This window comes from Phenylobacterium sp. (assembly GCF_036677185.1).
Lineage (GTDB): Bacteria > Pseudomonadota > Alphaproteobacteria > Caulobacterales > Caulobacteraceae > Phenylobacterium.
This window is the reverse complement of record NZ_JAKFEN010000023.1, coordinates 52,509-77,468: the sequence shown is the minus strand read 5'-3', so window position 1 is coordinate 77,468 and position 24,960 is coordinate 52,509. Positions and strand designations below refer to the sequence as shown.

Below are 24,960 nucleotides of genomic sequence, written 5' to 3'. Positions count from 1 at the left end.
CCCCGGCTACATCGCCGCGATGCGGGCGGCGATCTGGCGCATGAAGCCGCTCATCAAGGCGCCCATCAGCGGCAGGAAGACCAGCAGCGAGATGAAGATCGCCACGATCTTCGGCGCATAGACCAGGGTGGCTTCCTGGATCTGGGTGAGCGCCTGCATCAGGCCGATGCCGACGCCGACCACCAGGCCGACGATGAGCACGGGGGCCGACAGCTGGATGGTGAGCCAGATGGCGTCGCGGCCGACGTCCAGAACTTCGGCGCCGTTCATCGGGGGCCTCTTGGGGTACGCGTGGAGCAAGGTTGGAAGCTAGGCGGATTTTGCCCAGCTATGGTTAACGAAGGGAGAATCTGGGGCCGGTTGCCACGGTCGAAGTAGCCTGCACTTGGCACGTGACCCCGTAGGCAGGGTCTGCGGTTTGGGAGTTGGCAGACCGCTGCACTGATCGGCTTGCGAGAAGAGAATAAACGCGCCTAAGTTGTCCCCCTGCGCCAGCGACAGTCGGCTTGCTGACTTTAACCTACACCTGGGACGGAATGGTCCATGACCCTACTATCCTCGCCAATAACGCTGCAAACTGCATTTGCGGACTACGAGATCGACAGCATACTGGGCGAGGGTGGGGCCGGACGCGTCTATGGCGGCGTCAGCGCAGATGGAGAGCAAGTCGCAATAAAGCTGCTGACCCAGTCCTCGTCCGACAAACGGCGTCGTTTCAAGAATGAAATTTCATTCCTAACAAAGACCAGGCACGCCAATTTGGTGGTCGTTTCTGATCATGGGATGGCTAACGCTGGAAAACTAAAGGGGCCGTTTTACGTTATGCCCCGATATGAAAGCAGTCTCCGCAGTATCATGACTGCAAAGGTATCACCGGAGCGGGTGATGCCCCTGTTCAGTCAAATCTTGGATGGTGTGGAAGCAGCCCACCTACTTGGCGTCACACACCGCGATCTCAAGCCAGAGAACGTGCTCGTTGCGAAGGGCGGCGCGGCCCTGGCTGTCGCAGATTTCGGTATCGCTAGCTTTACTGCTGAGCAGCTCGTCACCCTCGTCGAAACTGGTCCAACGCAGCGACTGGCAAACTTTCTGTACGCAGCGCCAGAGCAGCGCACCGTCGGAACGAAAATAGGCACTTCGGCCGACATATATGCGCTCGGATTGTTGCTAAACGAGTTGTTCACGGGCGCGGTGCCGCACGGCACCTCATACAGGCAAATTGCAAGCGCCTCTCAAGACCACGCTTACCTGGATAAGCTGGTCTCTGAAATGATCGCTCAGTCCCCGGACGCACGCCCGAAGTCCATCGTGGAAGTGAAATCTCACATCCAGAAGTATCATGCAGAAGCAGTCAGCCTTCAGCGCCTGAGGGAACTTGATCAGGTAGTGATTCCGGCCGGTGAGGTGGACGATCCGCTAGCGCATCAACCCCCAACGCTTGTCGGCGCCAATTGGGCAGATGGACGCCTGACTCTGACCTTGGATCGACCCGTGAACGAAGGTTGGAGTCAAGTATTGCGATTTCGCCTCGGGAGCCATTCAGCTGTCATGAACGCTGGTCCGGAACAATTCCAATTTTCGGGAAATATTGCCACGATTCACGTGCAGGAAAACTCCGCGCAGAGTGCGATCGACCATTTTAAGCGGTGGCTGCCACAAGCGACGAATGTATATAGGTATGAACTAGAGACAGCGACAAAACAGAGAGAAACGAGAAGACTAGAAGAATTGCGGCAACAGAGAGCAGCGGAAGAACAACGACTACGGGTGAATAGTAATTTGAGAATTTAGGCGTCGTGCCTTGCGGTTCCCGCGCGCGCGCGTCTGGGCGAGAGTTGCCCCTCGACCAAAGGCTGGAGCCCCGCGAACGCCGCCAATCATGGCCTTGGTTCGCCAAGCTCTGGCAGTGACGAAGCCTGTTGCTCCAGCGCCCGCGCCGCCTCGGCCGGGGTCGCCTTGCCGCTGTCGCGGTCGACGCTGTAGTTGGCCGCGCGCATGGCCTCGACGCTGATCTTGCCGACCAGGGGCCGCAGGGCCTCGATCAGGCGTGTGTCCCCTGCCCGCCTGGGCGAGATCAGGATCACCGCGTCATAGGGCGGCAGGGCGCCCTTGGGGTCGGTCAGCACCACCAGCCGGTCGGCGGCGATGCGGCCGTCCGAGGAGAAGGCCGAGATCACGTCGGCCTCGCCGCCTGACAGCGCCCGGTACATGAAGGTGGGCTGGAAGGACCGCTCGGCCTTGAAGTTGAAGCCGTAGGCGGCGTCGACGCCCTTCCACTCCGGCCGCGACAGGAACTCCAGGTCGGAGCCCAGGGTCAGGCGCGGCGCTTCGCGAGCCAGATCGGCCAGGCTGGTCACACCCAGGGCGCGGGCGCGGTCGGCGCGCATGGCGAAGGCGTAGGCGTTCTCGAAGCCGAGCGAACCCAGCACGACCACCCCGTCGCGGCGTTTCAGCTCCGTGGTCAGCTCGGCCAGCACCGCCGCGCGGCCGGGATTGTCCTCCCGCTTCAGGACGTTGGTCCAAAGCGTCCCGGAATAGTCGACATAGACATCGAGCTCGCCGGCCGCGAGCGCGCGGTAGGCCACGGCGGAGCCCAGGTCCTCCTTGCGGGTGACCTGCCCGCCCGCGCTTTCGAGCCGTTCGGCCATCAGCTCGGCCAGGATGTACTGCTCGGAGAAGTTCTTGGCGCCGACCACGTAGCTGGCCGGCCTGCCGAAGCTGGCGAGCGGCAGCAGGGCCGCGGCGACGCCCACCGCAAGCAGGGCGGCGCCGGCCACGATCAGGCCGCGCTTGCGCCGCGCGGCGCCGGTCTCGATCAGGCCCAGGAGCTGGTCGGCGACGAGGGCGAGCCCCGCCGAGGCCGCGCAGCCGAACAGGACGAAGACCCAGTTCTCGGTCTGCAGCCCCGCGAAGATGTAGTTGCCGAGGCTGGTCTGGCCGACCGGGGTGGAGAGGGTCGCGGCCCCGATGGTCCAGACCGCGGCGGTGCGCACCCCGGCCATGATCACCGGCATGGCCAGCGGCAGCTCGACCTGCAGCAGGCGCTGGCGGGCGGTCATGCCCACCCCGTCGGCGGCCTCGCGCACCGCCGGATCGACGCCGAGGATCCCCGCCGTGGCGGTGCGCAGGATCGGCAGCATCGAATAGAGGGTCAGCGCCAGCAGCGAGGGCAGGAAACCCAGCGCCGAAAAGCCCTGGCCGAAGGTCGCCAGGCTGAGCGCCGAGAGCGCCAGCAGCAGCGGATAGAAGAGGGCCAGCAGGGCCAGGCTGGGGATGGTCTGGATCAGGCCGGCCAGGGCCAGGACCGGCCAGCGCAGACGCGGGCTGCGGCTGGCGGCCACCGCCAGCGGCAGGCTGATCAGCAGGCCGAGCGCGAGCGCGCTGGCGCTGAGCAGCACGTGCCAGCCGAGATATTCCGGCAGCAGGGCGAAGGCGTCCGCCACGCGAGGACTCACGAGGCGGTCTCCAGCCGGGCGCGCAGCCGCTCGGCCTGGCGCCGCGGCGCCTCCAGCAGCGCTAGGACGTCGGGGTCCCGGCTGGTGGCCAGCAGATGTCCCGGGGCCCCGTCGGCGACGATGCGCCCGGCCTTCAGCACCACGATCCGGTCGGCCAGCAGCACGGCCTCGGTCATGTCGTGGGTGACCATGACGGTGGTCAGGGACAGCTTCTCGTGCAGGGCGCGGTAGTCGGAGCCGAGCTCCTCGCGGGTGACCGGGTCCAGGGCCCCGAAGGGCTCGTCCATCAGCAGTATGGCCGGCTGGGCGGCCAGGGCCCGGGCGACGCCGACCCTCTGCCTCTGGCCGCCGGAAAGGGCGGCGGGCAGCCGGGCGGCGACCTGGCGCGGCAGGGCGACGAGGTCGAGCAGCTCATCGACACGAGCGGCCATCCTGGCCCTGTCCCAGCCGAGCAGCTTGGGCGTGATGGCGATGTTCTCGCCCACCGTCAGGTGCGGGAAGAGGCCAATCTCCTGGAACACATAGCCGATCCGCCGTCGCAGTTCGTAGGGCGCGCGGCCCGCGGTGAGCTCCCCGGTGACACGCACGGTCCCGGCGTCGGGCCAGGCCAGGCCGTTGATGGTCTTGAGCAGGGTGGTCTTGCCCGAGCCCGAGGCGCCGACCAGGGCCACGAACTCTCCAGGGCCGACCGAAAGGCTGACGCCGTCCAGCGCCGCGTGGGCGCCGTAGCGCTTTTCGATGTCGACGAGCTCGATCGCGGGAACGGCCATGGTCGAGCCGTAACACAGGGCCGCGGAAGATGGAGCCCTTCAGCGGGTCTGGATCGCCAGTCGGCGACGACCGCGGATCATGGCGCCGATCGCCCCGAAGCCCAGAACCATCATCGCCCAGGTCTCCGGCTCGGGGACCTTGGCCGGAAGCTCCGAGGCGCCCCGGATGATCTGGCCGGCATAGATCTTCGGATCGCCGGGCTTGCTGTAGCTGATGTCAACGACCGCCCCGGTGGCCTTGCTGGACAGGCCGGCGCTATGCTCCTGGCCGTCCAGCGGGTCGATGTAGGAGAGGGTCCCGGTTCGCGCGGCCGAGTCATAGGAGATCTTGGTCACCGTGACGTAGTGACCGGCGAAGCCCGCATCGCTGAAGCCGAGCAGAATCTCCACGTCGGCGCCCTTCTTCAGGTAGCTGGCCAACCAGTCGGCGCCGGGCCTGTTGCGTTCGGTGGACCGGGTCACCCCCGGCGCCTTGTCCTGCAGGTACTTCGTCTTGCCGGTGTAGAAGTTCGTCCAGGTCGTGCCGCTCGGCGGGGTGGTCGCCATGTAGCCGGCCGCGCCCAGCGTGTTGCCGACCGCTATCTCTCCGCCGTCGGGCACCAGCAGGCCGCCATAGGCCAGTGGAAAGCGCTTCTGCAGATAGACGAACGAGTTCACCGCCGCAGCCGGGCCGCAGGCCAGCGTGCCGCCCGCCGGCAGCTTGCAGACGGCCAGATCGTCCTGGTCGAGATGGCCCATCTTGGAAGCGTCGACCCCAGCCTTGATATCGTCGGCATAGGCCGCCGAAGGGGTGAGGATGCAGGCGCAGAGCGCCAGGGTTTGCAGGGTTCGAGCCATCGGGACCTCCCCAGTCGGGAAGGCGCGTTCCGGACCTGGAACGGCCGACCGGAAGGTGGTCATTCTGCGCCGCCGCAACTCGCCTGAGAAGCGACTATCAGGCGACGTAGATCAACCTTAGATCGGCATCCGCATGATTTCCTGGTAGGCGTTGATCACCTGGTCGCGGACAGCCATCACCGTCTCCAGGCTGGCCTCAGCGGCGGAGATGGCGGTGACCACGTCGATCAGCTCGGCCTTGCCGGCCACGTTGGCGGCGATCTGGGTCTCGGCGGTCTTGGTCGCCGTCATGGCGTCCTGCATGGCCGACTTGACCATGGCGCCGAAGTCGAGGCCGCCGTCCTCCTGGGCGCCCGAGGGCGCCTTGATCCCGCTGTTCTGGGCGGCGGCGTAGGCCTTGGCGGCGGCGAGGGCGGTCATCATCGGTCAGCGCCCTATTTCTTGAGCATGTCGAGGGTGCGCATCTCCATGGCGCGCGCCGTCTCGATCACGTTGAGGTTGGCTTCGTAGGCCCGCTGGGCCTCCTTCATGTCGAGCGCCTCGATCAGGGTGTCGACATTGGGCAGCTTCACATAGCCCTTGGTGTCCGCCGACGGATGGCCGGGATCGTAGACACTGCGGAAGTCCTTCGGGTCGGGGGCGACCTTGCTCATGCGCACGCCTTGGCCGGCGTCGGTTTTCATCGGTTCGAACACCGGCACCTGGCGGCGGTAGGGATCGCCGCCGGCCTGGCGGGCCACGGAGTTCGCGTTGGCCATGTTCTCGGCGATGATCCGCATCCGCGCCTGCTGGGCGCGAAGGGCGGTGGTGGCGATCGCCTGGGGCGCGCCGGAGACCGGCTTGATGTTGGGCATCTAGGCCTCCCCTAGCCGCGGCCGGGGGCGCGGGTGGCCATGCGCAACAGGCCGAGCGACTTCTGGTAGAAGCCGATGGCCGCGTCATAGCTCATGCGCGCCTCGGCCATCTTCATCATCTCTTCTTCCAGGACCACCGAATTGCCGTCCAGGGTGGTCTCGGAGTCGCGGGCTTTCACGGCCTTGAACTGGCTGCCCAGGCCCTTGCGAACGCCGGGCGCGGCCATGTGGCCGGGCTGGGTCACGGTCTGGACCGGGGTCAGGACCACGCCCTTCACCTGGGCCGCGAAGCTGTAGGGTTTCACGTCCGAGGGCGTGTAGCCGGGCGTGTCGGAATTGGCCACGTTCTGAGAGACCACCCTCTGGCGCTCGCTCAGGTGGCCCAGCCGGCCGCGCAGCATGGAGAACAGCGGGATTTCGGCGAGATTCATGGCCGTTATGGTGAACAAACAGGGTTAACCGGCCCTTAAGGAGCCTTGGGGCACACCCTTGAGCCGACACGCTCTCCTCGTCTTCGGACCCGCCCTCCCCGATGGAATTCGCCGACTTCGTCCGCGCGGTCTTCGCGCTCGTCCTGACCCTGGGGCTGGTGGGCATGGCCGCCGTGGCGCTGCGGCGCTTCGGGCCTGACGCCCTCGCGCGGTTCTCACCGACCCGCAAGGCGCGGCGGCTGGCCATCGTGGAGAGCCTGGTGCTCGACCCCTCCCGACGGCTGGTGGTGGTCTCCTTCGACGGCCAGGAGCGCCTGCTGCTGCTGGGCGAGGGCCAAGTGCTGACGCCGGGTCCCGCCCCGCGCAAACCCAAGACGATCGCCTGATGCCCAGACTGTTCTCCGCCATTTTCCACCTCGAGGCCGCCGACTGGCGTCGCGCCGCGGGCCTGTCGGTGCTGGCGACCCTGGCCGCGCTGATCTTCCCGGCCGCGGCGGCCGCCCAGGCGGTGAACATCGACCTCGGCACCGGCGCCGGCCTCACCGAGCGGGTGGTCCAGCTCATGGGCCTGCTGACGGTGCTGTCCCTGGCCCCGTCGATCGTCATCATGACCACCTCCTTCGTGCGGATCGTGGTGGTGCTGGGCCTGCTGCGCACGGCGCTGGGCCTGCAGCAGAGCCCGCCCAACGCCGTGCTGATCAGCCTGGCCCTGTTCCTGACGGCCATCGTCATGGGCCCGACCCTGCAGCGATCCTATGACGAGGGGATCAAGCCGCTGATGGACCAGCAGATGGAGATCCCGGCGGCCTTCGACGCGGCCAGCGCGCCGGTGAAGACCTTCATGCTGAGCCAAGTGGACCGCGAGGACCTGGCCCTGTTCATCCGCCTGTCCAAGATCGAGCGCCCGGCCACCATCGCCGAGACCCCGCTGCAGGTGGTGACGCCGGCCTTCATGATCTCGGAGCTGAAGCGCGCCTTCGAGATCGGCTTCCTGCTGTTCATCCCCTTCCTGGTCATCGACCTGGTGGTGGCCAGCGTGCTGATGAGCATGGGTATGATGATGCTGCCGCCGGTGGTGGTGTCCCTGCCCTTCAAGCTGATCTTCTTCGTCCTGGTGGACGGCTGGCGGCTGGTGGCGGGGAGCCTGGTCGAGAGCTTCCAGCGGGGAGCCGGCGGGGGATAGGGCGCCTCTTTTCCCTCCCCTTTATGGGGAGGGACGGCGGCGAAGCCGCCAGGGTGGGGTAACCGGCCGTCTGCTCGGAAGCTTCAGAAAGCCCCACCCTCGACCGCTACGCGGTCTGCCCTCCCCACAAGGAGGAGGGAAAAGGACCTTAGCCCTTGGCCGCCGTGGTCGCCGCCGCCTGCTTGGCGGCGGGCTTGGCGCCACCCGTGGGACCGGGCTTCTGACGGAACTTCACCTTCATCTTGTCGACCCAGCCCGAGAAGGCCTCGTTGTCTGCGGTCACCCGGCCGAAGTCGGCGACATTCAGGCGGCCCGACTGCACGCCGGTCAGGGCCACGCGCAGGGCCTCGGGATTGCGGGCCTGGTCGTAGAAGCCGCCGTAGCGCTGGTTCAGGCGGTCGAGCGCGGCCTCGTCCCCGGCCAGACTGAAGGCGACGCCGGCGCGCAGCAGCTTGCCCTCCTCCTCGCTGGTGAGGGCGCCGGGCTGTTTCCAGCGGTCGCCCAGGCTTTTCTCGAACTGGCCGCCGGCGGCGGGCCAGTCCTTCTGCTTCCAGATCACCTCGGCGCGCAGGTCGTTGGCCTCGCGCGAGGCGTCGCGCTCGATCACCTCCAGGGCGTGGTCGAGACGGCCCAGGCTCATCAGGGCGCGGGCTTCCACCAGGCGGCGTTCGTTGTTGAGCGAGGTCGGCAGGATGGTGATGCGTGAGCCGTTGATGGCCTGCATGGCCTTTTCGGGCTTGCGGTCCATCAGGTAGATGAGGGCCAGGTCGGTGGCCACCTGGGCGCGGGGCACGCCGTCCAGGCGGTTTTCGGCCTGATAGCTGAGCAGCTGGGCGGCCTGATCCAGCAGATCGACGTCGACCAGCCGGCGGACCAGTTTGCGGACCATGAGGTCGCCGTCGGCGCCCAGCGGCGTCAGCTCCTTGAAATCGAAGAACAGGGCCAGGGCCTGGATCGGCTCCAGCCCGTCGGCGGCGCCGTCCAGGAACAGGGCGCGGAAGGCCGCGGCCAGGTCGGACTGCAGCTGCAGGGCGGCCGGCAGGTCGGGCAGCCGCTGGCCCGCCGAGCGCAGCGCCTCCAGAGCTTCGCGATAGCGGCCCTGGTTCAGATAGAGCTGGCCGAGCGCGCGGATGGTCTCCAGCTCCGTGGCGTCGCCGCGCCAGCGGTAGCGCAGGCCGTCGAACACGTTGGCCGCCTGCAGCGGGGTGATCTTGCCGGTGTCGAGGCGGATCTGGGTGGCGTGCAGCAGGGCCGGCGCCGACAGGCTTTCGATCGGCGCGCCGGCGACGGCCGCGTAGATTCGCAATGCGCGCTCGGTGTGGCCGAGCGCCTCGACCACCTGGGCCTGGACCAGGCGGGTGGCCAGCTCCTCCAGAGGCTCGGTCTTGTCCATCAGGGCCAGTCGGATGCGGCCCTCGGCGCCGTTGAGGTCGCCAAGCTGCAGCGCGGCCTGGGCGTCGGAGCGGGCGAAGCGCGCCTTCCAGGTCGGAGAGAACTGGTTGAAGGCCTCGGCGCCGGAGGAGAACTGGGCGCGCGCCTCCGGCCACTGGGCGAGCTGGGCGGCGATATAGGCGCGCCAGAGCGCGCTGGAGGGATCGTCGGAGAGGATCGGGGCTGAGAAGTCGGCCTGGGCCTCCTTGTAGCGCCGCGCCATCACCCGGGCGATGCCGCGCAGGCCGCGGAACTCGGGATCGTCAGCCAGGGCGGGATGGCGGCGCACCGCGTCGTTGAGCACCCCGATGGCCTCGAAGGACAGCTCCGAGCCGACCAGGAAACGGGCGAGGGCCATGCGCGCGGCCAACGGGGCGTCGGTCCCCTTGGCGGCCTCCTCATTGGACGCCGAGAGCAGGGCGTTGTACCGGGCCAGGAAGCCGCCGGAGCCGGTCTTGCTCCAGGTGGCGTCGATCAGGCCGGGCATGCTGGCCTGCTGCGGCGCGCCCATCACGGACTCGACGCGCTCGGCCCCGGCCGCGGCCGGCGACAGGGTCAGGCCCTGGGGACGGCCGATATGGATCAGGTCGCCGCTGCGGCTGACCGACAGGTCCTCGACGTAGGATTCCACCGCCAGGCCCTGGGCCGAGGGCAGCAGGGCCATCTGCACGAACTCGCGGCGCGAGGGCAGACCCTTGGTGGGGCCGAGCGCGGTCACCACCTGCAGGCTGTCGCCGACCACCGGATCGGCCACCACCAGGGTCCCGGTGATCCCGGCCACAGCGGCCTTCAGGCCCGCCGGGCCGCCGGCCTGGTCGCGGGCGATGCGCACCAGGCTGGCCTGCTGGCCCTGGGCGCCGGGACCGAGGGTGACGGTCCAGACCGCCCCCTGGCTGGCGGCGAAGAACGGGGTTGAGGCCGGGGTGGCGATGCGCACCGCCGAATAGCTGGTCCCGGTCATGGCCTGCATGCCGGTGAAGTGGCGCAGGCCGCGCGGCGCGCTGGAGACATCCAGCTTGGCCGGGGCGTCGAACACCACCCAGATCGCGTCGCCACGACGGAACACCGCCGCGCCGTTGGGATTGGCCCAGGGGAAGCTGAAGCTCACCTGGCCGTTGGCGACCTTGGCCTCCATGCGAACCACGCCGCCGGCCGGGACCGGGTTGGCGCGGGGCGGCTCGGGCGGCGCCTCGGCCTCGGCGACCTCGGCCGGGGCGGCCTCGGCCACCGGGGCGGGCGGCTTCTCGAACAGGTTGACGTAGGTGGCGCCGCCGTCGACGCCGACCTTGGCGTCGGCGTTGTCGGCCAGGGTCAGCACCAGCTCCAGGCCGCCGCCGGCCGAGCGCCTGGCCTCGGCGGTCTTCAGCCAGCGCGGCGGATCGACCCGCAGGCGGGCGATATCCGGATTGGCGTCACGGTTGAACTTGAGGATCAGCTTCTGGCCGTCGCGGCGGCTGACCGCGCGGGCGCCGCCCGACCAGTGGAACTCGATGCGCGAGAAGTCCCGCGCCTGGGCCACGTGCACCTCCAGCGGCCCACGCGGAGCCGCGGCCTTGGCCGGCGCCGCCGCCAAGCCCGGAGGCGCGACGACGCCCGCGATGGCGATCGCCGCCACCGTCGAGCGAAGGGCGTGGCGCAGATCCACGGCTCTATCCGGCCTTGGGCGCCGGCGCGGCGGCCTTGGGAGCCGCGGCCTGGGCGACGGGCCTGGCGGGGGGCGCCTTGGCGGCGGCCGCGTCGGCGGTGGCGTTGGCGGCCTCGGCCACCTTCTTCACGTCGCTGAAGCGGCGGGCCAGAAGTTCGGTCAGCTTGCGCGCCTCGGCCGGCGGCATGGCGGCCAGGATGGGCGCCAGCGAGCGCTCCTTCATCTTGGCGGCGATGGGCACCCGCACGGCGTCGTCCAGCCCCACCATGCGCGGCGCGGCGTCCTTGGCCTTCATGGTCTCGAACACCTTCACCAGGCGGTCGATCTCGGCCTGCTCCTTGCCGTTGGCCTGAACCATCAGGCCCTGGATGTCGCCCTTCAGTCCGGTCAGGGCCTTCATCTTGGCGTCGAGCTTGGCCTCGGCGGCGGCCATCAGGGCCAGTTGCACGTCGAATTCCTGCTCGCGCTTGTCGAGCTGGCCGCGGCGCGCGCCCAGGCTTTGCAGCACCTGCAGTTCGGCGGGCGAGAGGCCGGCCTCCTTGGCCAGTTCCGCGGCGGTGGGCGCGCAGACGGCCGGGGGCTTGGCGGCGGGCGGCAGGGCCACCTTGCCCGCGGCGTCCTTGGCCAGGCCGGTCTCGGCCTTCATCTCGTCTTTGGACGGCTTTTCCTTGGGGCCCTTGGCGGCTTCCTCCGCGAAGGCGCGCGCGCCGGACACCAGGTCCGGCAGCGACTGGGCGCCCGCCAGGGCGTTCAGACCCATGACCCCGGCGATGGTGACGCCGATCAGGGGCAGGATGCGCGGCATGTTCCTCATCGACGGCCTCCGGCGCGCATCGGCTCGTCAGCCATGTCGAACAGGTCATCGTCGAAGCGGGAGCGCTCGCGCGCCGGCGTCAGCTCACGGCGGGCGGCGCGTTCGGGCCGCGGTTCGCGAGCGGCGGAGAGCAGCGACCCCAGCCGGTGGGTGACGCGCTCCACATCGCCCAGTTCCAGGTCCTCGCGTTCACGCTCGCGGCCCCGCATCGGCTCGACGCGGGCCGAGGCCTGCGAGGCGCCCTGGAGCTGACGATCCAGCTTGGCGGTCAGCTCGCGGGCCTTGGCGATGCGGTCGGCCAGCGCGTCGTGCGCCTCGTCGGTGGCGGCGCGCAGGTCGGCCAGGCCCTGCTCGGCGCGGGCGGCGGCGGCGTCCAGCTCGCCCACGGCCTTGGCGAAGCCGTCATGGCTGTCGCGCAGGGCCTTCAGGCGGCCGTTCAGCCGGTAGCCCATCAGCAGGGCCGCGGTCAGCAGACCGGCCAGCATCAGGTTCATGCCGATGGCGATGATGCTCATTTGACCCTCGAGATGGCTTTCTTGGCGTGGGGCGACAGCGGACTGTCGACGCGGACGGCGATGTGATGGTTGCGGCGGCCCATGCGGCCGCGGGTCAGCGGGATCGAACCGGCGCGCAGCTCGATCTGACTGTCGGGCGTGGCGTTCAGCATGAGGGTGTCGCCGACCTTGAAATCGAGGACCTCGCGCAGGCTGAGCTGCTGTTCGTCGAGCACGGCGCGGACCTCCATCTGGGTGGTCCAGAGCTCGGTGGCCAGGTGGCCTTCCCAGATGTTGTCGCGACCGAACTTCTCGCCCATGAACTGCTGCAGCAGCATCTTGCGGATGGGCTCGAGGGTGGCGTAGGGCAGCAGCAGCTCGATGCGCCCGCCGCGGTCTTCCATGTCGATCCGCAGCTTCACCAGGATGGCCGCGTTGGCCGGACGGGCGATGGCGGCGAAGCGGGGATTGGTCTCCAGCCGGTCGAGGGTGAAGGTCACCGGAGTCAGGGGCTCGAAGGCCTGCTTGGCGTCGGCCAGCACGACCTCGACCATCCGCTGGACCAGCACGCGTTCGATGGTGGTGTAGGGGCGGCCCTCGATGCGCATGGCCGCGGTGCCGCGACGGCCGCCCAACAGCACGTCGACGATCGAATAGATCAGGTTGGAGTCGACCGTCAGCAGGCCGTAGTTCTCCAACTCCTCGGCCTTGAACACCGAGAGGATGGCCGGCAGCGGGATCGAGTTCAGGTAGTCGCCGAAGCGGATCGACGAGATATTGTCGAGGCTGACCTCGACGTTGTCGGAGGTGAAGTTCCGCAGGCTGGTGGTCATCAACCGCACCAGGCGGTCGAAGACGATCTCCAGCATCGGCAGGCGCTCGTAGGAGACCAGGGCCGAGTTGATGATCGCTCGGATGCCCGAGCGCTCGGCGGCCTCCTCGTCGGAGAGGTCGAAGCCCAGCAGGCTGTCGATCTCGTCCTGGTTCAGGATCCGCTCGGCGCCGATCAGGCCTTCGACCTGGGCGTCGGGGTTCTCCCACGTCGAGGGATCGTCGGGGTTTATCCCGCCCTGCATGCCCCCGATGATTTGCGGTTCTTCGTCCATGGTTACGCGTCGACCAGGCCTGCGGGGCCTAGTTGATCAGCATCTCCTCGATCAGGACCGCGTTCACCTTCGACGGCGCGATGACCAGGTTCACCCGGCGCTGGATCTCCATGCGCAGCTGGTAGGAGCCCTGGGACCCCTGCAGGTCCTCGGGACGCAACTCGCGCAGGAAGGTCTGGAACATGTCCTGCAGCCTGGGCATGTTCGGCTCCAACAGGTCGACCGTCTCCTGGTCAGGCACTTCCAGGGTGAGCTTCAGCTTCAGGAAGGTGGCGCGGCCGTCGGCGGTCTGCATGTTCACCACCACATTGGGCATGGTGTAGAACAGGATGCCGTCAGGTCCTTCGCGGACCTCGCCCGCGAGCTTCTCGCCTTCCTTCTTCTCGCCCTTCTTTTCCTTCTTCTTTTCGTGTCCGCCCTTCTTCTCGCCGTGAGCCTCGTCGGGCTTGGGCTTGAGCAGCATGAATCCGGCGGTCCCGCCGCCGCCCAGGACCAGCACCGCGGCCACGCCGCCGATGATCAGGAGCTTAAGCGGGATCTTCTTCTTGGCAGGCGCGCCCTCGCCATCTTCGCCTTCGGCGACGTCCCCTTCGGGGGCTTCCTTGACCTTGTCCTTGGCCACGCGTGCGCGCTCCTTAGAATCTTATCCCCGTCTCATCGCCCGACCATGGTTAAGGATCGGTTTTTAACCGGTGTTAACGCCCCACGAATCCTGCCCGGCAGAATCCGCCGATCGGCCCGCGTTAACTTTGTTTCTCATTGAAATTACTTAGCTTTCGGGTTGGCCCGAAGTTTGCAGCGAAATGGCTGGGAAAAGTGACGCAGGTTAAGGCCCGCTTTCGATGGATAACGCCCTCTACGTCGGACTATCGCGACAGATGACGCTGCGCCGCGAAATGGACATCGTGGCCAACAATATCGCCAACGCCGACACCACCGGTTTCAAGGTCGAGAGCCTGCTGGTGGAGACCGAGCCCATGTCGCCGGCGGTGACCGCCCAAGGTCCCCGTCCCGTGAAGTTCGTGCTGGACCGCGGCGTGGGTCGCGACTTCCGCCAGGGGACCCTGCGGATGACCGGCGGGACCTTCGATCTCGGCGTCGAGGGCGACGGGTTCTTCAAGGTCTCCACCGCCGAGGGCGAGCAATATACCCGCGACGGCCGCTTCCGCCTGGACGAGGCCGGCAAGCTGGTCACCCAGGACGGCCTGGCCGTGCTGGGCGATGGCGGCGAACTGGTGATCGATCCGAAGAAGGGGGCTGTCACCATCGCCCCCGACGGCACGGTCAGCCAGGGCGAGGAGATCGTCGGCAAGGTGGGCGTGGCCCGCTTCGACCAGCTCTCGGTGCTCGAGAAGGTTGGCGACAACCTCTACCGCAACACCTCCAACGACCAGCCCCAGGCCGCTCCGGACGCCCGCGTCCGTCAGGGCATGCTGGAGGGCTCGAACGTCAAGCCGATCACCGAGATCACCCGGATGATCGAGGTCACCCGGGCCTATGAGTCGATGGCCAAGATGATGGACGCCAATGCTGAACTCTCCCGCCGCTCGATCGAGCGGATGGGCAAGCTGAACTAAAGAAAGTCTAGTCGATGCAAGCGCTTCGCACCGCCGCCACCGGCATGGCCGCCCAACAGCTGAATGTTGAGGTCATCTCCAACAACATCGCCAACATGAACACCGTGGGCTTCAAGAAGCAGCGCGCGGAGTTCCAGGACCTACTCTACCAGACGCTGGAGCGGGCCGGCGCCCAGTCGTCCGACCAGGGCAATATCGTGCCCACCGGCGTGCAGGTCGGCGGCGGCGTCAAGGCCGGTTCGGTCTACCGGATCACCGAGCAGGGCACGATGACCGCCACGGGCAACAAGCTCGACATCGCCATCTCCGGCCGCGGCTATTTCCAGGTGTTGATGCCGGCGGGCGAGACCGCCTACACCCGCGCCGGCAACCTCTCGACCAACGACCAGGGCCAGCTGGTCACCGAGGACGGCTACCTGATCCAGCCGGCGATCACGATCCCCGGCGACGCCACCGACATCTCGATCTCCAAGAGCGGCCAGGTCCAGGCGATCCGCGCCGGCCAGACCTCGCCCGAGGTGATCGGCAATATCGAGTTGGCGACCTTCGTCAACGAGGGCGGCCTGGACGCCATCGGCGACAACCTGCTGCTGGAGACCGCCGCCTCGGGCGCGGCCACCACCGGCACGCCGGGCAATGACGGCATCGGCACGCTCAGCCAGGGCTATACCGAGGCCTCCAATGTCGACGCGGTGAGCGAGATCACCGCCCTGATCGTCGCCCAGCGGGCCTATGAGATGAACTCCAAGGTCATCACCTCGGCCGACGAGATGCTGCGCACCGCCAGCAACATCCGGTCCTGATCATGACCCGCGCCCTGCTCATCTCCGCTTCCGCCGCCTGGCTGATCGCCGGCCCGGTGCTGGCCGCCACCAGCGTCACCTTGCGGGCCGAGGTCCTGGACGACGACGGCATGGTCACCCTGGGCGACCTGTTCGAAGGCGCCGGCGCGGCCGGCAAGGTCCAGGTCGCGGCCAAGCCCGGCGCCTCCACGGTGCTGGACGCCGGCGCGGTGCAAGGCCTGGCGCGGCGCAACGGCCTGGCCTGGGCCAACGCCGAGGGCATCCGCCGCATCGTGGTCCGTGGCGGCGCCCCGGGCGCGACCGCGTCGGCCATGCGAAGCAATGTCGAGGTCCTGACCTATGCCCGCAGCCTCTCGGCCGGCGAGATCGTCCAGCCGCAGGACCTGGTCTGGGGCAAGGCCGCCGCGGCCCCCAACGACGCGCCCAGCGACGCCGAGGCGATCATCGGCCTGGCCGCCAAGCGCCCCCTGCGGGCCGGGGCGGCGGTCTCCGCCCGCGACGTCTCGGCGCCGCAGGTGATCAAGGCCGGCGAGTTGATCACCGTGCTCTACGAGAACGACGGCGTCTCGCTCGCCCTGCAGGGCAAGGCGATGACCGCCGCCAGCCGGGGCGAGGCCCTGAGCGTCCAGAACACCACCTCCAAGAAGCTGATCCAGGCCGTAGCCAGCGGGCCCGGCCAGGCCCTCGTCGGCCCTGGCGCCGACCAGCTTCGCTCCGCCCGCCGCACCCAGATCGCGCTTCGTTAGTGAGAAGACATCCCATGCGCTTCCCCGTCCTCGCCCTCATCGCCCTGGCTCCGCTGGCCGCCTGCTCCACCGTGGTGGAGGCCGTGAAAGGCCCCGAGCTGGCCCCGGTCGGCTATCCGTCCCAACTGGTCGGGCGCGAGCAGCCCACCTTCGTCTCGGCCACCCAGCCCATGCCCCAGGCGGCCTCGGCCAATTCCCTGTGGCGCACGGGGGCCCGCGCGTTCTTCATCGACCAGCGGGCCAACCGCGTGGGCGACATCCTGACCGTCCAGATCGACATCAACGACTCGGCCCAGACCTCCAACGCCAGCAACAGCTCGCGGACCTCGGGCATGAGCGCCGGAGTGGACAATCTCCTGGGCCTGGAATCGAGCCTCGGCCGGTTCCTGCCGGGCGGCTTCGATCCGGCCAACGCCATCAACACCAATTCCACCACCAACAACCAGGGGACCGGGGCGGTGACCCGCTCGGAGAAGATCTCCCTGACGGTGGCCGCGGTGGTGACCAATGTCCTGCCCAACGGGAACATGGTGATCCAGGGCACCCAGGAGGTGCGCACCAACGCTGAGCTGCGCCAGCTCACCGTCGCCGGGATCGTGCGGCCCGAGGACATCACCTCGGCCAACACCATCCGCCACTCCCAGATCGCCGAAGCCCGGATCAGCTATGGCGGCCGCGGCGACATCAGCCGCGTCCAGAAGACCCCCGCCGGCCAGTCGCTGGTGGAGCGCTTCACCCCGTTCTGACCCTTAAAACGGATCGTTTCGGTCCGGGGCGACGTTCCCTCTGCAAAGGGAGCGTCGTCATGCGTCGCCGTACGATCGCCGGACTGGGACTTTTCTGCCTACTGGCCGCCTGCGCGCAGCAGGCCGGGTCGCCGACCGCGCCGGCCATGGCCTGGTCGCTGAACCACGCCGAGGGTGAGGGCGCGAAGCTGGCCTTCGGCGAACCCGACAGCGACAACCTGCTGCTGATGATGACCTGCCAGGCGCGCTCGGGCGAGGTCATGGTCACCGTGGCCGCGCCGGAGAACCGCCCGGCCCACGCCATCGAGCTCAAGTCGAACGACCGCACCACCCGCCTGCCCGGCCAGATCGTCCCGGCCATGGCCGAGGGCGAGGCGCTGATCGAGGCTCAGACCCCGGCCACCAACCCCACCCTGGCCAATTTCGCCAGGACCGGCGACCTCTCGATCCGCGGCGACGGCTCCACCGCCAAGCTGCCGGTTCGCACCGGCGAGCGGCAGGTGGTCCGCAACTTCCTCGCCACCTGCCGCGCCGCCTAGATGCGGCCCCGGACGCGGTGCTAGCTTCGCTGGATGAAGCTCGCGACGATCCTGATCTCCGCCCTCACAGCCACCGCCGCCCAGGCCCAGGACACCCGCGTCTGGAGCGTCGATACGCCGAAGGAGGCTGACGCCTGGCTGCGCTACGGCACGCTACAGAGCGACGACCAACCGCTGGCCTTCACCTGCGTTCGCAAGTCCGGTCAGGTGGAGCTGGGCGTGGTGATCCACAAGCCGGTGAACTCGCCCCAGCCCGCTAGCGTGACCGTCGCCTCGGAGGCCGCAGCCGTCACCTTGCGTGGCAGGGCCGAGCCCCTGCGTGACGGCGCCCTGGCAGGCGCCGAGTTCTCGACACTCGCGCCCGTGGCGGCGGCGTTCAGGAAGACCGGTCTGGTCACGGTGACCGCGTTGGGTGAGTCGGTCAGCCCGCCGCCCGCGCCCAAGGGGGCGGTGCGCAAGTTCTTCGGCGCCTGCAAGTAGCTAGGCCCGCCGGCCCGCGGCGGAGACGTTGTCGACGCCCAAAGCCGCCAGCGCGCCGCGGACGATGCCCTCGGCGTCGAGGCCGGCCTCGGCGTACATGGCGTCGGGCTTGTCGTGATCCTGGAAGATGTCGGGCAGGTTCAGGGTGCGGACCTTGAGGCCGCGATCCAGGGCCCCGTGCTCGGCCAGGGCCTGCAGCACGAAGGCGCCGAAGCCGCCCATGGCGCCTTCCTCGACCGTGATCAGGGCCTCGTGCTCGCGGGCGAGGCGCAGGATCAGTTCGATATCCAGGGGCTTGGCGAAGCGGGCGTCGCAGACCGTGGCCGACAGGCCGCGCGCGGCCAGCAGGTCAGCGGCCTTGAGGCTCTCGGCCAGGCGGGCGCCGAAGGAGATGATGGCGACCGCCGTGCCCTCGCGCACGATGCGGCCCTTGCCGATCTCCAGGGGCTCCGCGATCTCGGGCAGGGTCAGGCCCAGACCCTCGCCGCGCGGATAGCGGAAGGCGCTCGGCCGGTCGTCGATGACCGCGGCGGTGGCGACCATGCGGGCCAGCTCGACCTCGTCGGCGGCGGCCATCAGGATCATGCCGGGCAGCGCGCCCATGAAGCCGATGTCGAAGGAGCCGGCATGGGTGGCGCCGTCAGCGCCGACCAGGCCCGCTCGGTCCATGGCGAAGCGCACCGGAAGGCGCTGGATAGCCACGTCGTGGACCACCTGGTCGTAACCGCGCTGCAGGAAGGTCGAATAGATGGCGCAGAACGGCTTCATGCCGTCGGCGGCGAGGCCCGCGGCGAAGGTCACCGCATGCTGCTCGGCGATGCCCACGTCGAAGGTGCGCTCGGGGAAGCGCTTGGCGAACAGGTCCAGGCCCGTGCCGGAATCCATGGCCGCGGTGATGGCCACGATCTTGTCGTCGCGCTCGGCCTGCTTGATCAGCTCCTGGGCGAAGACCTTGGTGTAGTGCGGCGCGACCGGGACAGCCTTGGCCTGCAGGCCGGTGACCACGTCGAACTTGACCACGGCGTGCAGCTTGTCGTCGGCGCTCTCGGCCGGGGCGTAGCCCTTGCCCTTCTGGGTCACCACGTGGACCAGCACGGGCTTGTCCTTGATTTCACGCACGTTCTTGAGAATCGGCACCAGGGCGTCCAGGTCGTGCCCGTCGATAGGACCGACATAGTAGAAGCCCAGCTCCTCGAACAGGGTGCCGCCGGTGACCATGCCGCGGGCGTATTCCTCGGCCTTGCGGGCGGCCTCGCGCATGGGGCGCGGCAGCACCTTGGCCACCGATTTGCCCAGGTTGCGCAGCGACTGGTAGCCGCCGCCCGAAACCACGCGGGCCAGGTAGGCGCTCATCCCGCCCACCGGCGGGGCGATCGACATGTCGTTGTCGTTGAGGATGACGGTCAGCTGGCCGGTGGTCTCGCAGGCGTTGTTCATGGCCTCATAGGCCATGCCCGCGCTCATCGAGCCGTCGCCGATCACGGCCACGACGCTGTTGTGCTTGCCGTGCGCGTCGCGGGCCGCGCAAAAGCCCAGGGCCGCGGAGATGGAGGTGGCCGCGTGGGCCGCGCCAAACGGGTCGTACTCGCTCTCGCTGCGCCGGGTGAAGCCCGACAGCCCCCCGCCCTGGCGCAGGGTGCGGATGCGGTCGCGGCGGCCGGTGAGAATCTTGTGCGGATAGGCCTGGTGGCCGACATCCCAGATCAGGATGTCTTCCGGGGTCTCATAAACGTGGTGCAGGGCGACGGTCAGCTCGACCACCCCCAGGCCCGCGCCGAAGTGGCCGCCGGTCTGGGAGACGGCGTCGATCATCTCGGCGCGCAGCTCGTCCGCGAGCTGCCGAAGCTCGGCCGCGTTGAACCCGCGAGTGTCCTTGGGGAACTGGACCTTGTCGAGCAGAGGCGTGACTGGCGGCATGTTTTACAGGAGACGCTGCAATGAAATCAGTTCCGGCGCTCTAGCACGAAATCCACGCTGGCCCGCAGGAATTCGGCCCGCGGACCGAAGGGGTCGAGGTGCGCTTTCGTCTGTTCCGCCAACAGGGTCAGCCGTTCGCGGGCCGCCTCGGCGCCCAGCAGGGTCACGTAGTTGGCCTTGCCCATGGCCGCGTCCTTGCCGGCTTTCTTGCCCAGGGTGGCGCTCTCGCCCTCGGCGTCCAGCAGATCGTCGACGATCTGGTAGGCCAGGCCCAGATCCTGGGCGAAGGCCATCAGGGCGTGGCGTTCGCCGTCTCCGGAATGGGCCATGATCAGCGGCAGCTCGAAGGCCACGGCGATCAGGGCGCCGGTCTTCAGCCGCTGCATGCGCGCGACCGCCCCCAGGTCATCGCGCACCCCCAGCATGTCGATCATCTGACCGCCGCACATGCCGCGCGCGCCCGCCGCCTGGGCCAGCTTCAGAACCATCTCGGCGCGGACATTGCCGTCCTTGTGGGTGTCGGGATGGGCCAGGATCTCGAAGGCGACGGTTTGCAGGGCGTCGCCGGCCAGGATGGCGGTGGCCTCGTCATAGGCCTTGTGCACGGTCGGCCGGCCGCGGCGCACGTCGTCGTCGTCCATGGCCGGCAGGTCGTCATGGATCAGGCTGTAGGCCTGGACGCATTCCAGGGCGCAGGCCGCGCGCAGCACCGGCCGGTCGGCCAGGTCGAACATCTTGCCGGTCTCGATGGCGAAATAGGTGCGCAGCCGCTTGCCGGGCCCGAGCGCCGCATAGCGCATGGCCTCGGTCAGCCGCGATTCCGGGCCGTCGGCGCGGGGCAGCAGCTCGTCCAACGCCACGGTGACGAGATCCGCCGCCTCGGCCACGCGTTGGGCCAGGGACATCCTAGTTGAACTCGGCCGGTTCGACGCTCGCCTGACCGCCCGCGCCCACCACGATCTTCTCGACCTGCAGGCGCGCGGCCTCCAGCCGCTTCTCGCAATGGGCCTTCAGGGCCGCGCCGCGTTCGTAGAGCTTCACCGACTCCTCGAGCGGCGCCTGGCCGGACTCCAGCTGGCCGACGATCCGCTCCAGCTCGGCGAGCGCCTGCTCGAACGATAGCCCATCGATGTCGGCGGCTTCGGCCATTCCAAATCCCTTGAGGAACTCTGCAACCTAGTAAGGGCGGAGGAACCCCGCAACGGCGATGATCTCAGGGCCGCTCGTAGCGCCGTGTCGACCAGTATTTCCAGCCCTGGTTTGCGGTCATCTTCCAGCCTCGCCGGCGCAGGGCGCGGCCGACCATGAAGTTGAAGAAGCCGTGGGCCAGGACCACCACGTCGCGGCCGTCGGCGGCCAGGGCCTCGATCCGCGAGGCGGCCTGATCGGCGCGGGCCTCAGCCTGGCGACGAGTCTCGCCGCCCTCATGGTGATCGAAGAACCACCACCAGAACCGCGCGAGGAAGCCCCAGGTCCTGGGGGCCAGCTTGACGAAGCCCGGCCAGTTGGGCGGCGGCAGCGGGGCCTCGACGAACATCTCGTCGCGGACGAAGTCGCGACCGCGGCAGAGGGCGACGGCGCTCTCGACCGAGCGGGTGCGCACCGAGGAGATCACCGCCCCGGCCGCGGCGATCTGGTCCATCAACGCCGCCGGCGGAGCCTGGCCGGGACGCAGGCCGCCCGCCTCGTACTTGGCCCAGAATTCGCGGTAGCCGACGGCGGTCAGGACCACGTCGCGCGACAGGGCGGGTTCGCCGTGGCGGGCCAGGATGATGGCGCCGGGACGTTTCGCGGACAGGGATCGGGGGTCGGCGGTCAAAGCGTCGGCCATGTCATCTGAAAGCCCCTGTCCGCGCAATGCGCGACCCGGCTCCGCCCTTCACCCCAAAGACAGGGCACGAACATGCGCGAGCGCAGAGCGGCCCAGAGCCTCAAGGTCGTAGCCGCCCTCGAGCGAGGACACAACCCGGCCTTTCGCGTGGGCGTTGGCGACCGAGATTATGGCCCTGGTGGCCCAATCGAAATCCTCGGCTTCCAGGTTCTGCGTCGAATCGCCGATCGGGTCGCGGGCGTGGGCGTCGAAGCCGGCGGAGACCAGAATCAGGTCCGGCGCGAAGGCGTCCACATGGCTCATCAGCCCCTCGAACTGCTGGCGCCAGGCCTCCCGCGAGGCGCCCGGCGGGACCACGGCGTTGCGGATATTGTCCGGGACGGTTTCCGAAGGGTGGCCGGTGCCGGGCCACATGGGCCATTGCTGGACGGAGACGAAGAACGTGTCGTCCACCCCGCCCAGCGCGGCCTGGGTGCCGTTGCCGTGGTGGACGTCGAAATCGACCACCGCCACGCGCTTCAAGCCCGCGGCCTGGGCCACGCGGGCGGCCACCGCGACATTGGAGAAGATGCAGAAACCCATCGGCAGGTGCGGCTCGGCGTGATGGCCGGGCGGGCGCACGGCGCAGAAGGCGCGCTGCAGGTCGCCGGCGGCCACGTCGCGCACGGTGCTGGCCACCGCGCCGGCCGCGCGTCGCGCCGCCGCCAGGCTGCCGGGGGACATGAAGGTGTCGCCGTCCAGCATCAGTCGCCCCGTGACGGGCGCGGAGGCGACGATGGCGTCCACATAGTCGGCCAGGTGCACCCGGGCGAGGTCGGCGGCCTCCACCAGCGGAGCCTCGCGGCGATCGAGGCGAAGGTCGCTGGCGTCGTCCAGGGCGTCGACCACCGCGCTCAACCGCTCGGGCCGCTCATAGTGGCCCTCGCCCGGACGGTGGTCGAGCATGTCGAGATGGGTGTAGAGCCCAACGGTCATAGACGACTCATCCTTCCCCGCAGATCGCAGCGAGCAGCATGCAGGAACCCATAATCCGCCGCGCCCGTCCCGACGAGGCCGAGATTGTCGCGGCCATCGGCGCCCGCACCTTCAGCGAGACCTTCGGCCACCTCTATCCGGCCCACGAACTGGCCGCCTTCCTCACCGAGGTCTACGACGTGGAGCGGGCCCGCGCCGACCTGGCCGATCCCGCCAAGGCCACCTGGCTGGTCGAGGTCGACGGCGAGGTCGTGGGCCATGCTTTGGTCGGCCCCTGCGGCCTACCCCACCCCGAGGTCACCCCCGCCTGCGGCGAGCTGAAGCGCCTCTATCTGCTCAAGCCCTGGCAGAACGGCGGGACCGGACGTCGGCTGTTCGCGCAGGCCATCGACTGGCTGTTGGCCGACGGACCGCGCGACCTATGGATCGGGGTCTGGTCGGAGAACCACGGCGCGCAGCGATTCTACGAGCGGCACGGTTTCGCCCGGGCCGGTGAATACGGCTTCCAGGTCGGTTCGACCACCGATCGTGAATTCATCCTGCGCCGGCCCGCGCATGGTTCGGCCTCCTAGGCACACCGGCGCGCCTCGAACTTGCCAGAATTTCTCACCAAACCCTGGCGGATGAAGAAATATTGCTTCGATTTAACATAGCTGTCTTTGACGCCGGGGACCGGGTTTGCGACCTTCGGCTTAATCATCGCAGAGCTGACACGGGCGACGGTGGGATGTTGAAAATCGGGTATGTACGGCTGCGCGACGCGCGGTCGTCGGATGACACGGCGGTACTGAAGGAACTGGGGTGCCATGTGGTCCGGGCCGAGGAGCCGACTGGCCCGATGGCCGACGACTCCGCGGTGCTGGCGTCGATCCTCGACTTCATCGGCGCGGGCGACCAGCTGGTGGTCACCCGCCTAAACCACCTGGCGCCCTCCAGCCGCGGACTGCTCGAAGTCCTTGGCCGGCTCGAGGACCGCGGCGCCCACCTGTTCGTGGTCGAGTCCAGCATCTCCTCCGAGGGCGAAGGCGGCCGGGCCCTGCGCGCGGCGCTTCAGGCCGTGGCCTCGGTGGAGCCGCCCTGGATCGACCGCCGCCGCCGCGGCGCCCCCGCCGACGACATCCGCGCCCTGCAGGCCGCCGGCGTCGGGCCGGTGGAGATCGCGCGGCGCCTGGGCGTTTCGCGCATGACCGTCTGGCGCAAGCTGCGCGAGATGCCGGCCTAGGTCGGGGTCGTTCGCAGGTCGTTGAACTGCTGCCCCACGATGGAATAGCACTCGCAGGCGTGACGCAGCAGCGTCGTGCGGTCGAGTATCCTGACCGTCCCGCGCGCATAGTCGATCACGCCGGCCTTCTTCAGCGCGCTGGCCATGATGCTGACCGTGCTGCGCTGAACCCCGGTCATCACCGCCATATATTCCTGGGTCAGGGGAAAGGTGTCGGCGCCCACGCGGTCCTGGGTCATCAGCAGCCACCGGGCAAGCCGGCCGTGGACGTCGTGGGCGACGTTGCAGGCCACACCCTGCTCGGCCTGCAGGGCGTTGGCCCGCGCATGCAGCAGGGTCAGCTTGAGCAGGGCGGGACTCTCCCGCAGTCGGGCCCGATAGGTCGACGACGACGCCCGCATCGCGCTGCCTCCCACCTGGACGAAAACCCTTCCGCGGGCTGGCTGATCGGTGATGGCGTCCATCAGGCCGACGGCGCTCTCGCGGCCCACGGTCGAGGTCTCGACCGCCTTGCCGTCGCTCAGCACGGTGACCAGCGAAACGCAGGCGCTTCCGGGGAAGTAGATCGAATCGACGGCGTCGCCCGGTTCGAAAAGCACCTGTCCGGGACTGAGGCTCACCTCGGCAAGACCAGGACTCAAGGCCGCCAGATCATCCGGTCGCAAGGCGGACAGGAAGAAATTGAGCAGTTGCACCGGGTCTCCCGTCTGGCAGGAGCGCGCCCCGCACAGACGTCATGCGGCCGATCCGCACGATCTCAAAGCTCATTCGCCCGAAATCGAAACTTGATGACAGAATTCAGGTTCTTATTTCTGGACCCGGAAATCCAATGTATTATTTCGACATAAACACAGGTTCTCAGGCTTTGATGCGGCGCAGTTGAATTCATAGGCCAGTGCGAACTGGAGCCTGCCGCTCCTGTCGACGCGCCCTTGGATATCGAACGGGCCCGCGCCAGGATCGTATTCATCGGCCCTGGCTCGATCGCGTTCTCAATGACGACCGAGGCGGCCGTGGAGACCTTGCACCGCCTGCTGTGGCTGTTGGACGCCGCGGCGCCCGACGGCGGGGGCTGAAGCGGCTCGGTCCGCGCCCGCACGGCAT

The 24,960-nt window shown here is 68.6% G+C and carries 30 protein-coding genes; 12 read left to right on the top strand and 18 right to left on the bottom strand.

The features are described 5' to 3' along the window. Positions 1-6 precede the first annotated feature (6 nt). Positions 7-270, bottom strand: coding sequence for a flagellar biosynthesis protein FliQ (gene fliQ, locus V6M51_RS15250; protein WP_254836300.1), 264 nt, complete (start codon positions 268-270; stop codon positions 7-9). Between the two features lie 273 nt (positions 271-543). Between fliQ and V6M51_RS15245 the strand changes: the two genes are divergently transcribed. Then, the gene (locus tag V6M51_RS15245) at positions 544-1,791 is read left to right on the top strand and encodes a serine/threonine-protein kinase (RefSeq protein WP_332768499.1); all 1,248 of its coding nucleotides are present in this window, start codon (positions 544-546) and stop codon (positions 1,789-1,791) included. An 86-nt stretch (positions 1,792-1,877) separates the two neighbouring features. Here the strand turns inward: V6M51_RS15245 and V6M51_RS15240 are convergent, their stop codons facing one another. The 6 genes from V6M51_RS15240 to V6M51_RS15215 form a co-directional block, all read right to left on the bottom strand. Further along, positions 1,878-3,455, bottom strand: coding sequence for a glycine betaine ABC transporter substrate-binding protein (locus V6M51_RS15240; protein WP_332768497.1), 1,578 nt, complete (start codon positions 3,453-3,455; stop codon positions 1,878-1,880). After that, the gene (locus V6M51_RS15235) at positions 3,452-4,225 is read right to left on the bottom strand and encodes an ABC transporter ATP-binding protein (RefSeq protein WP_332768495.1); all 774 of its coding nucleotides are present in this window, start codon (positions 4,223-4,225) and stop codon (positions 3,452-3,454) included. Before V6M51_RS15235 ends, V6M51_RS15240 begins: the two co-directional genes overlap by 4 nt. A 39-nt stretch (positions 4,226-4,264) precedes the next feature. Beyond that, positions 4,265-5,062: a PEPxxWA-CTERM sorting domain-containing protein gene (locus V6M51_RS15230; protein ID WP_332768493.1), complete on the bottom strand. Its 798-nt coding sequence runs from the start codon at positions 5,060-5,062 to the stop codon at positions 4,265-4,267. A 117-nt stretch (positions 5,063-5,179) separates the two neighbouring features. Beyond that, positions 5,180-5,485: a flagellar hook-basal body complex protein FliE gene (locus V6M51_RS15225; RefSeq protein ID WP_332768492.1), complete on the bottom strand. Its 306-nt coding sequence runs from the start codon at positions 5,483-5,485 to the stop codon at positions 5,180-5,182. Between the two features lie 11 nt (positions 5,486-5,496). Then, the gene (gene flgC / locus V6M51_RS15220; RefSeq protein WP_332768490.1) at positions 5,497-5,916 is read right to left on the bottom strand and encodes a flagellar basal body rod protein FlgC; all 420 of its coding nucleotides are present in this window, start codon (positions 5,914-5,916) and stop codon (positions 5,497-5,499) included. Between the two features lie 11 nt (positions 5,917-5,927). Beyond that, the gene (locus V6M51_RS15215; RefSeq protein ID WP_332768488.1) at positions 5,928-6,347 is read right to left on the bottom strand and encodes a flagellar basal body protein; all 420 of its coding nucleotides are present in this window, start codon (positions 6,345-6,347) and stop codon (positions 5,928-5,930) included. A 101-nt stretch (positions 6,348-6,448) separates the two neighbouring features. Between V6M51_RS15215 and V6M51_RS15210 the strand changes: the two genes are divergently transcribed. Both V6M51_RS15210 and fliP read left to right on the top strand, forming a co-directional pair. After that, the gene (locus tag V6M51_RS15210; protein WP_332768486.1) at positions 6,449-6,733 is read left to right on the top strand and encodes a flagellar biosynthetic protein FliO; all 285 of its coding nucleotides are present in this window, start codon (positions 6,449-6,451) and stop codon (positions 6,731-6,733) included. Beyond that, positions 6,733-7,530 (top strand): flagellar type III secretion system pore protein FliP, encoded by a 798-nt coding sequence (gene fliP / locus V6M51_RS15205; RefSeq protein WP_442957692.1) that lies wholly within the window; start codon positions 6,733-6,735, stop codon positions 7,528-7,530. Before V6M51_RS15210 ends, fliP begins: the two co-directional genes overlap by 1 nt. Positions 7,531-7,678: 148 nt before the next feature. On the opposite strand, the gene V6M51_RS15200 is transcribed toward fliP, so the two are convergent. Genes V6M51_RS15200 through V6M51_RS15180 form a run of 5 tightly spaced genes read right to left on the bottom strand, consistent with a single transcriptional unit; the run spans position 7,679 to position 13,642 of the window. Beyond that, positions 7,679-10,606: an endoglucanase gene (locus V6M51_RS15200; protein ID WP_332768484.1), complete on the bottom strand. Its 2,928-nt coding sequence runs from the start codon at positions 10,604-10,606 to the stop codon at positions 7,679-7,681. 4 nt (positions 10,607-10,610) lie between these two features. Then, positions 10,611-11,420 (bottom strand): MotE family protein, encoded by an 810-nt coding sequence (locus V6M51_RS15195; RefSeq protein ID WP_332768482.1) that lies wholly within the window; start codon positions 11,418-11,420, stop codon positions 10,611-10,613. After that, on the bottom strand, positions 11,417-11,935 hold the full coding sequence (locus V6M51_RS15190; RefSeq protein ID WP_332768480.1) for a DUF6468 domain-containing protein: 519 nt from the start codon (positions 11,933-11,935) through the stop codon (positions 11,417-11,419). Before V6M51_RS15190 ends, V6M51_RS15195 begins: the two co-directional genes overlap by 4 nt. Continuing rightward, the gene (gene fliM / locus V6M51_RS15185) at positions 11,932-13,020 is read right to left on the bottom strand and encodes a flagellar motor switch protein FliM (RefSeq protein WP_371129874.1); all 1,089 of its coding nucleotides are present in this window, start codon (positions 13,018-13,020) and stop codon (positions 11,932-11,934) included. Before fliM ends, V6M51_RS15190 begins: the two co-directional genes overlap by 4 nt. Positions 13,021-13,048: 28 nt before the next feature. Beyond that, entirely contained in the window at positions 13,049-13,642 is a 594-nt protein-coding gene (locus V6M51_RS15180; RefSeq protein ID WP_332768478.1) for a flagellar basal body-associated FliL family protein, read from the bottom strand. Positions 13,643-13,862: 220 nt separating this feature from the next. Between V6M51_RS15180 and flgF the strand changes: the two genes are divergently transcribed. Genes flgF through V6M51_RS15150 form a run of 6 tightly spaced genes read left to right on the top strand, consistent with a single transcriptional unit; the run spans position 13,863 to position 17,911 of the window. Continuing rightward, positions 13,863-14,597, top strand: a complete 735-nt coding sequence (flgF, locus tag V6M51_RS15175; RefSeq protein ID WP_305676568.1) for a flagellar basal-body rod protein FlgF — start codon at positions 13,863-13,865, stop codon at positions 14,595-14,597. 14 nt (positions 14,598-14,611) lie between these two features. Then, a complete protein-coding gene (flgG, locus tag V6M51_RS15170; protein WP_332768475.1) occupies positions 14,612-15,400 on the top strand; it encodes a flagellar basal-body rod protein FlgG in 789 nt (262 codons plus the stop codon). A gap of 2 nt (positions 15,401-15,402) precedes the next feature. Next, a complete protein-coding gene (gene flgA / locus V6M51_RS15165; protein ID WP_332768473.1) occupies positions 15,403-16,146 on the top strand; it encodes a flagellar basal body P-ring formation chaperone FlgA in 744 nt (247 codons plus the stop codon). A 14-nt stretch (positions 16,147-16,160) separates the two neighbouring features. Then, positions 16,161-16,892: a flagellar basal body L-ring protein FlgH gene (gene flgH / locus V6M51_RS15160; protein WP_332768472.1), complete on the top strand. Its 732-nt coding sequence runs from the start codon at positions 16,161-16,163 to the stop codon at positions 16,890-16,892. A gap of 59 nt (positions 16,893-16,951) precedes the next feature. After that, complete coding sequence (locus tag V6M51_RS15155) at positions 16,952-17,431, top strand: hypothetical protein (protein WP_332768470.1); 480 nt, start codon at positions 16,952-16,954, stop codon at positions 17,429-17,431. 33 nt (positions 17,432-17,464) lie between these two features. Further along, complete coding sequence (locus V6M51_RS15150) at positions 17,465-17,911, top strand: hypothetical protein (protein ID WP_332768468.1); 447 nt, start codon at positions 17,465-17,467, stop codon at positions 17,909-17,911. On the opposite strand, the gene dxs is transcribed toward V6M51_RS15150, so the two are convergent. The 5 genes from dxs to V6M51_RS15125 all read right to left on the bottom strand — a co-directional run bounded on the left by dxs (position 17,912) and on the right by V6M51_RS15125 (position 22,634). Next, positions 17,912-19,828, bottom strand: coding sequence for a 1-deoxy-D-xylulose-5-phosphate synthase (gene dxs / locus V6M51_RS15145; protein WP_332768466.1), 1,917 nt, complete (start codon positions 19,826-19,828; stop codon positions 17,912-17,914). A 26-nt stretch (positions 19,829-19,854) separates the two neighbouring features. Beyond that, complete coding sequence (locus V6M51_RS15140) at positions 19,855-20,733, bottom strand: polyprenyl synthetase family protein (RefSeq protein WP_332768464.1); 879 nt, start codon at positions 20,731-20,733, stop codon at positions 19,855-19,857. Between the two features lies 1 nt (position 20,734). Further along, a complete protein-coding gene (locus V6M51_RS15135; RefSeq protein ID WP_305676560.1) occupies positions 20,735-20,977 on the bottom strand; it encodes an exodeoxyribonuclease VII small subunit in 243 nt (80 codons plus the stop codon). 64 nt (positions 20,978-21,041) lie between these two features. Next, positions 21,042-21,659 (bottom strand): histidine phosphatase family protein, encoded by a 618-nt coding sequence (locus V6M51_RS15130; protein WP_332768462.1) that lies wholly within the window; start codon positions 21,657-21,659, stop codon positions 21,042-21,044. Between the two features lie 48 nt (positions 21,660-21,707). Next, entirely contained in the window at positions 21,708-22,634 is a 927-nt protein-coding gene (locus tag V6M51_RS15125) for a histone deacetylase family protein (protein ID WP_332768461.1), read from the bottom strand. 38 nt (positions 22,635-22,672) lie between these two features. On the opposite strand from V6M51_RS15125, the gene V6M51_RS15120 reads away from it, so the two are divergent. After that, the gene (locus V6M51_RS15120; RefSeq protein WP_332768459.1) at positions 22,673-23,206 is read left to right on the top strand and encodes a GNAT family N-acetyltransferase; all 534 of its coding nucleotides are present in this window, start codon (positions 22,673-22,675) and stop codon (positions 23,204-23,206) included. Between the two features lie 155 nt (positions 23,207-23,361). Further along, the gene (locus tag V6M51_RS15115) at positions 23,362-23,856 is read left to right on the top strand and encodes a recombinase family protein (RefSeq protein ID WP_332768457.1); all 495 of its coding nucleotides are present in this window, start codon (positions 23,362-23,364) and stop codon (positions 23,854-23,856) included. Here V6M51_RS15115 and V6M51_RS15110 read toward each other — a convergent pair. Next, on the bottom strand, positions 23,853-24,551 hold the full coding sequence (locus V6M51_RS15110) for a Crp/Fnr family transcriptional regulator (protein WP_332768455.1): 699 nt from the start codon (positions 24,549-24,551) through the stop codon (positions 23,853-23,855). The two genes, V6M51_RS15115 and V6M51_RS15110, sit on opposite strands and share 4 nt — an antisense overlap. A gap of 237 nt (positions 24,552-24,788) precedes the next feature. Here V6M51_RS15110 and V6M51_RS15105 point away from each other — a divergent pair, with 237 nt between their 5' ends. Beyond that, positions 24,789-24,932 (top strand): hypothetical protein, encoded by a 144-nt coding sequence (locus V6M51_RS15105; RefSeq protein WP_332768454.1) that lies wholly within the window; start codon positions 24,789-24,791, stop codon positions 24,930-24,932. The last annotated feature ends 28 nt before the right edge of the window (positions 24,933-24,960 follow it).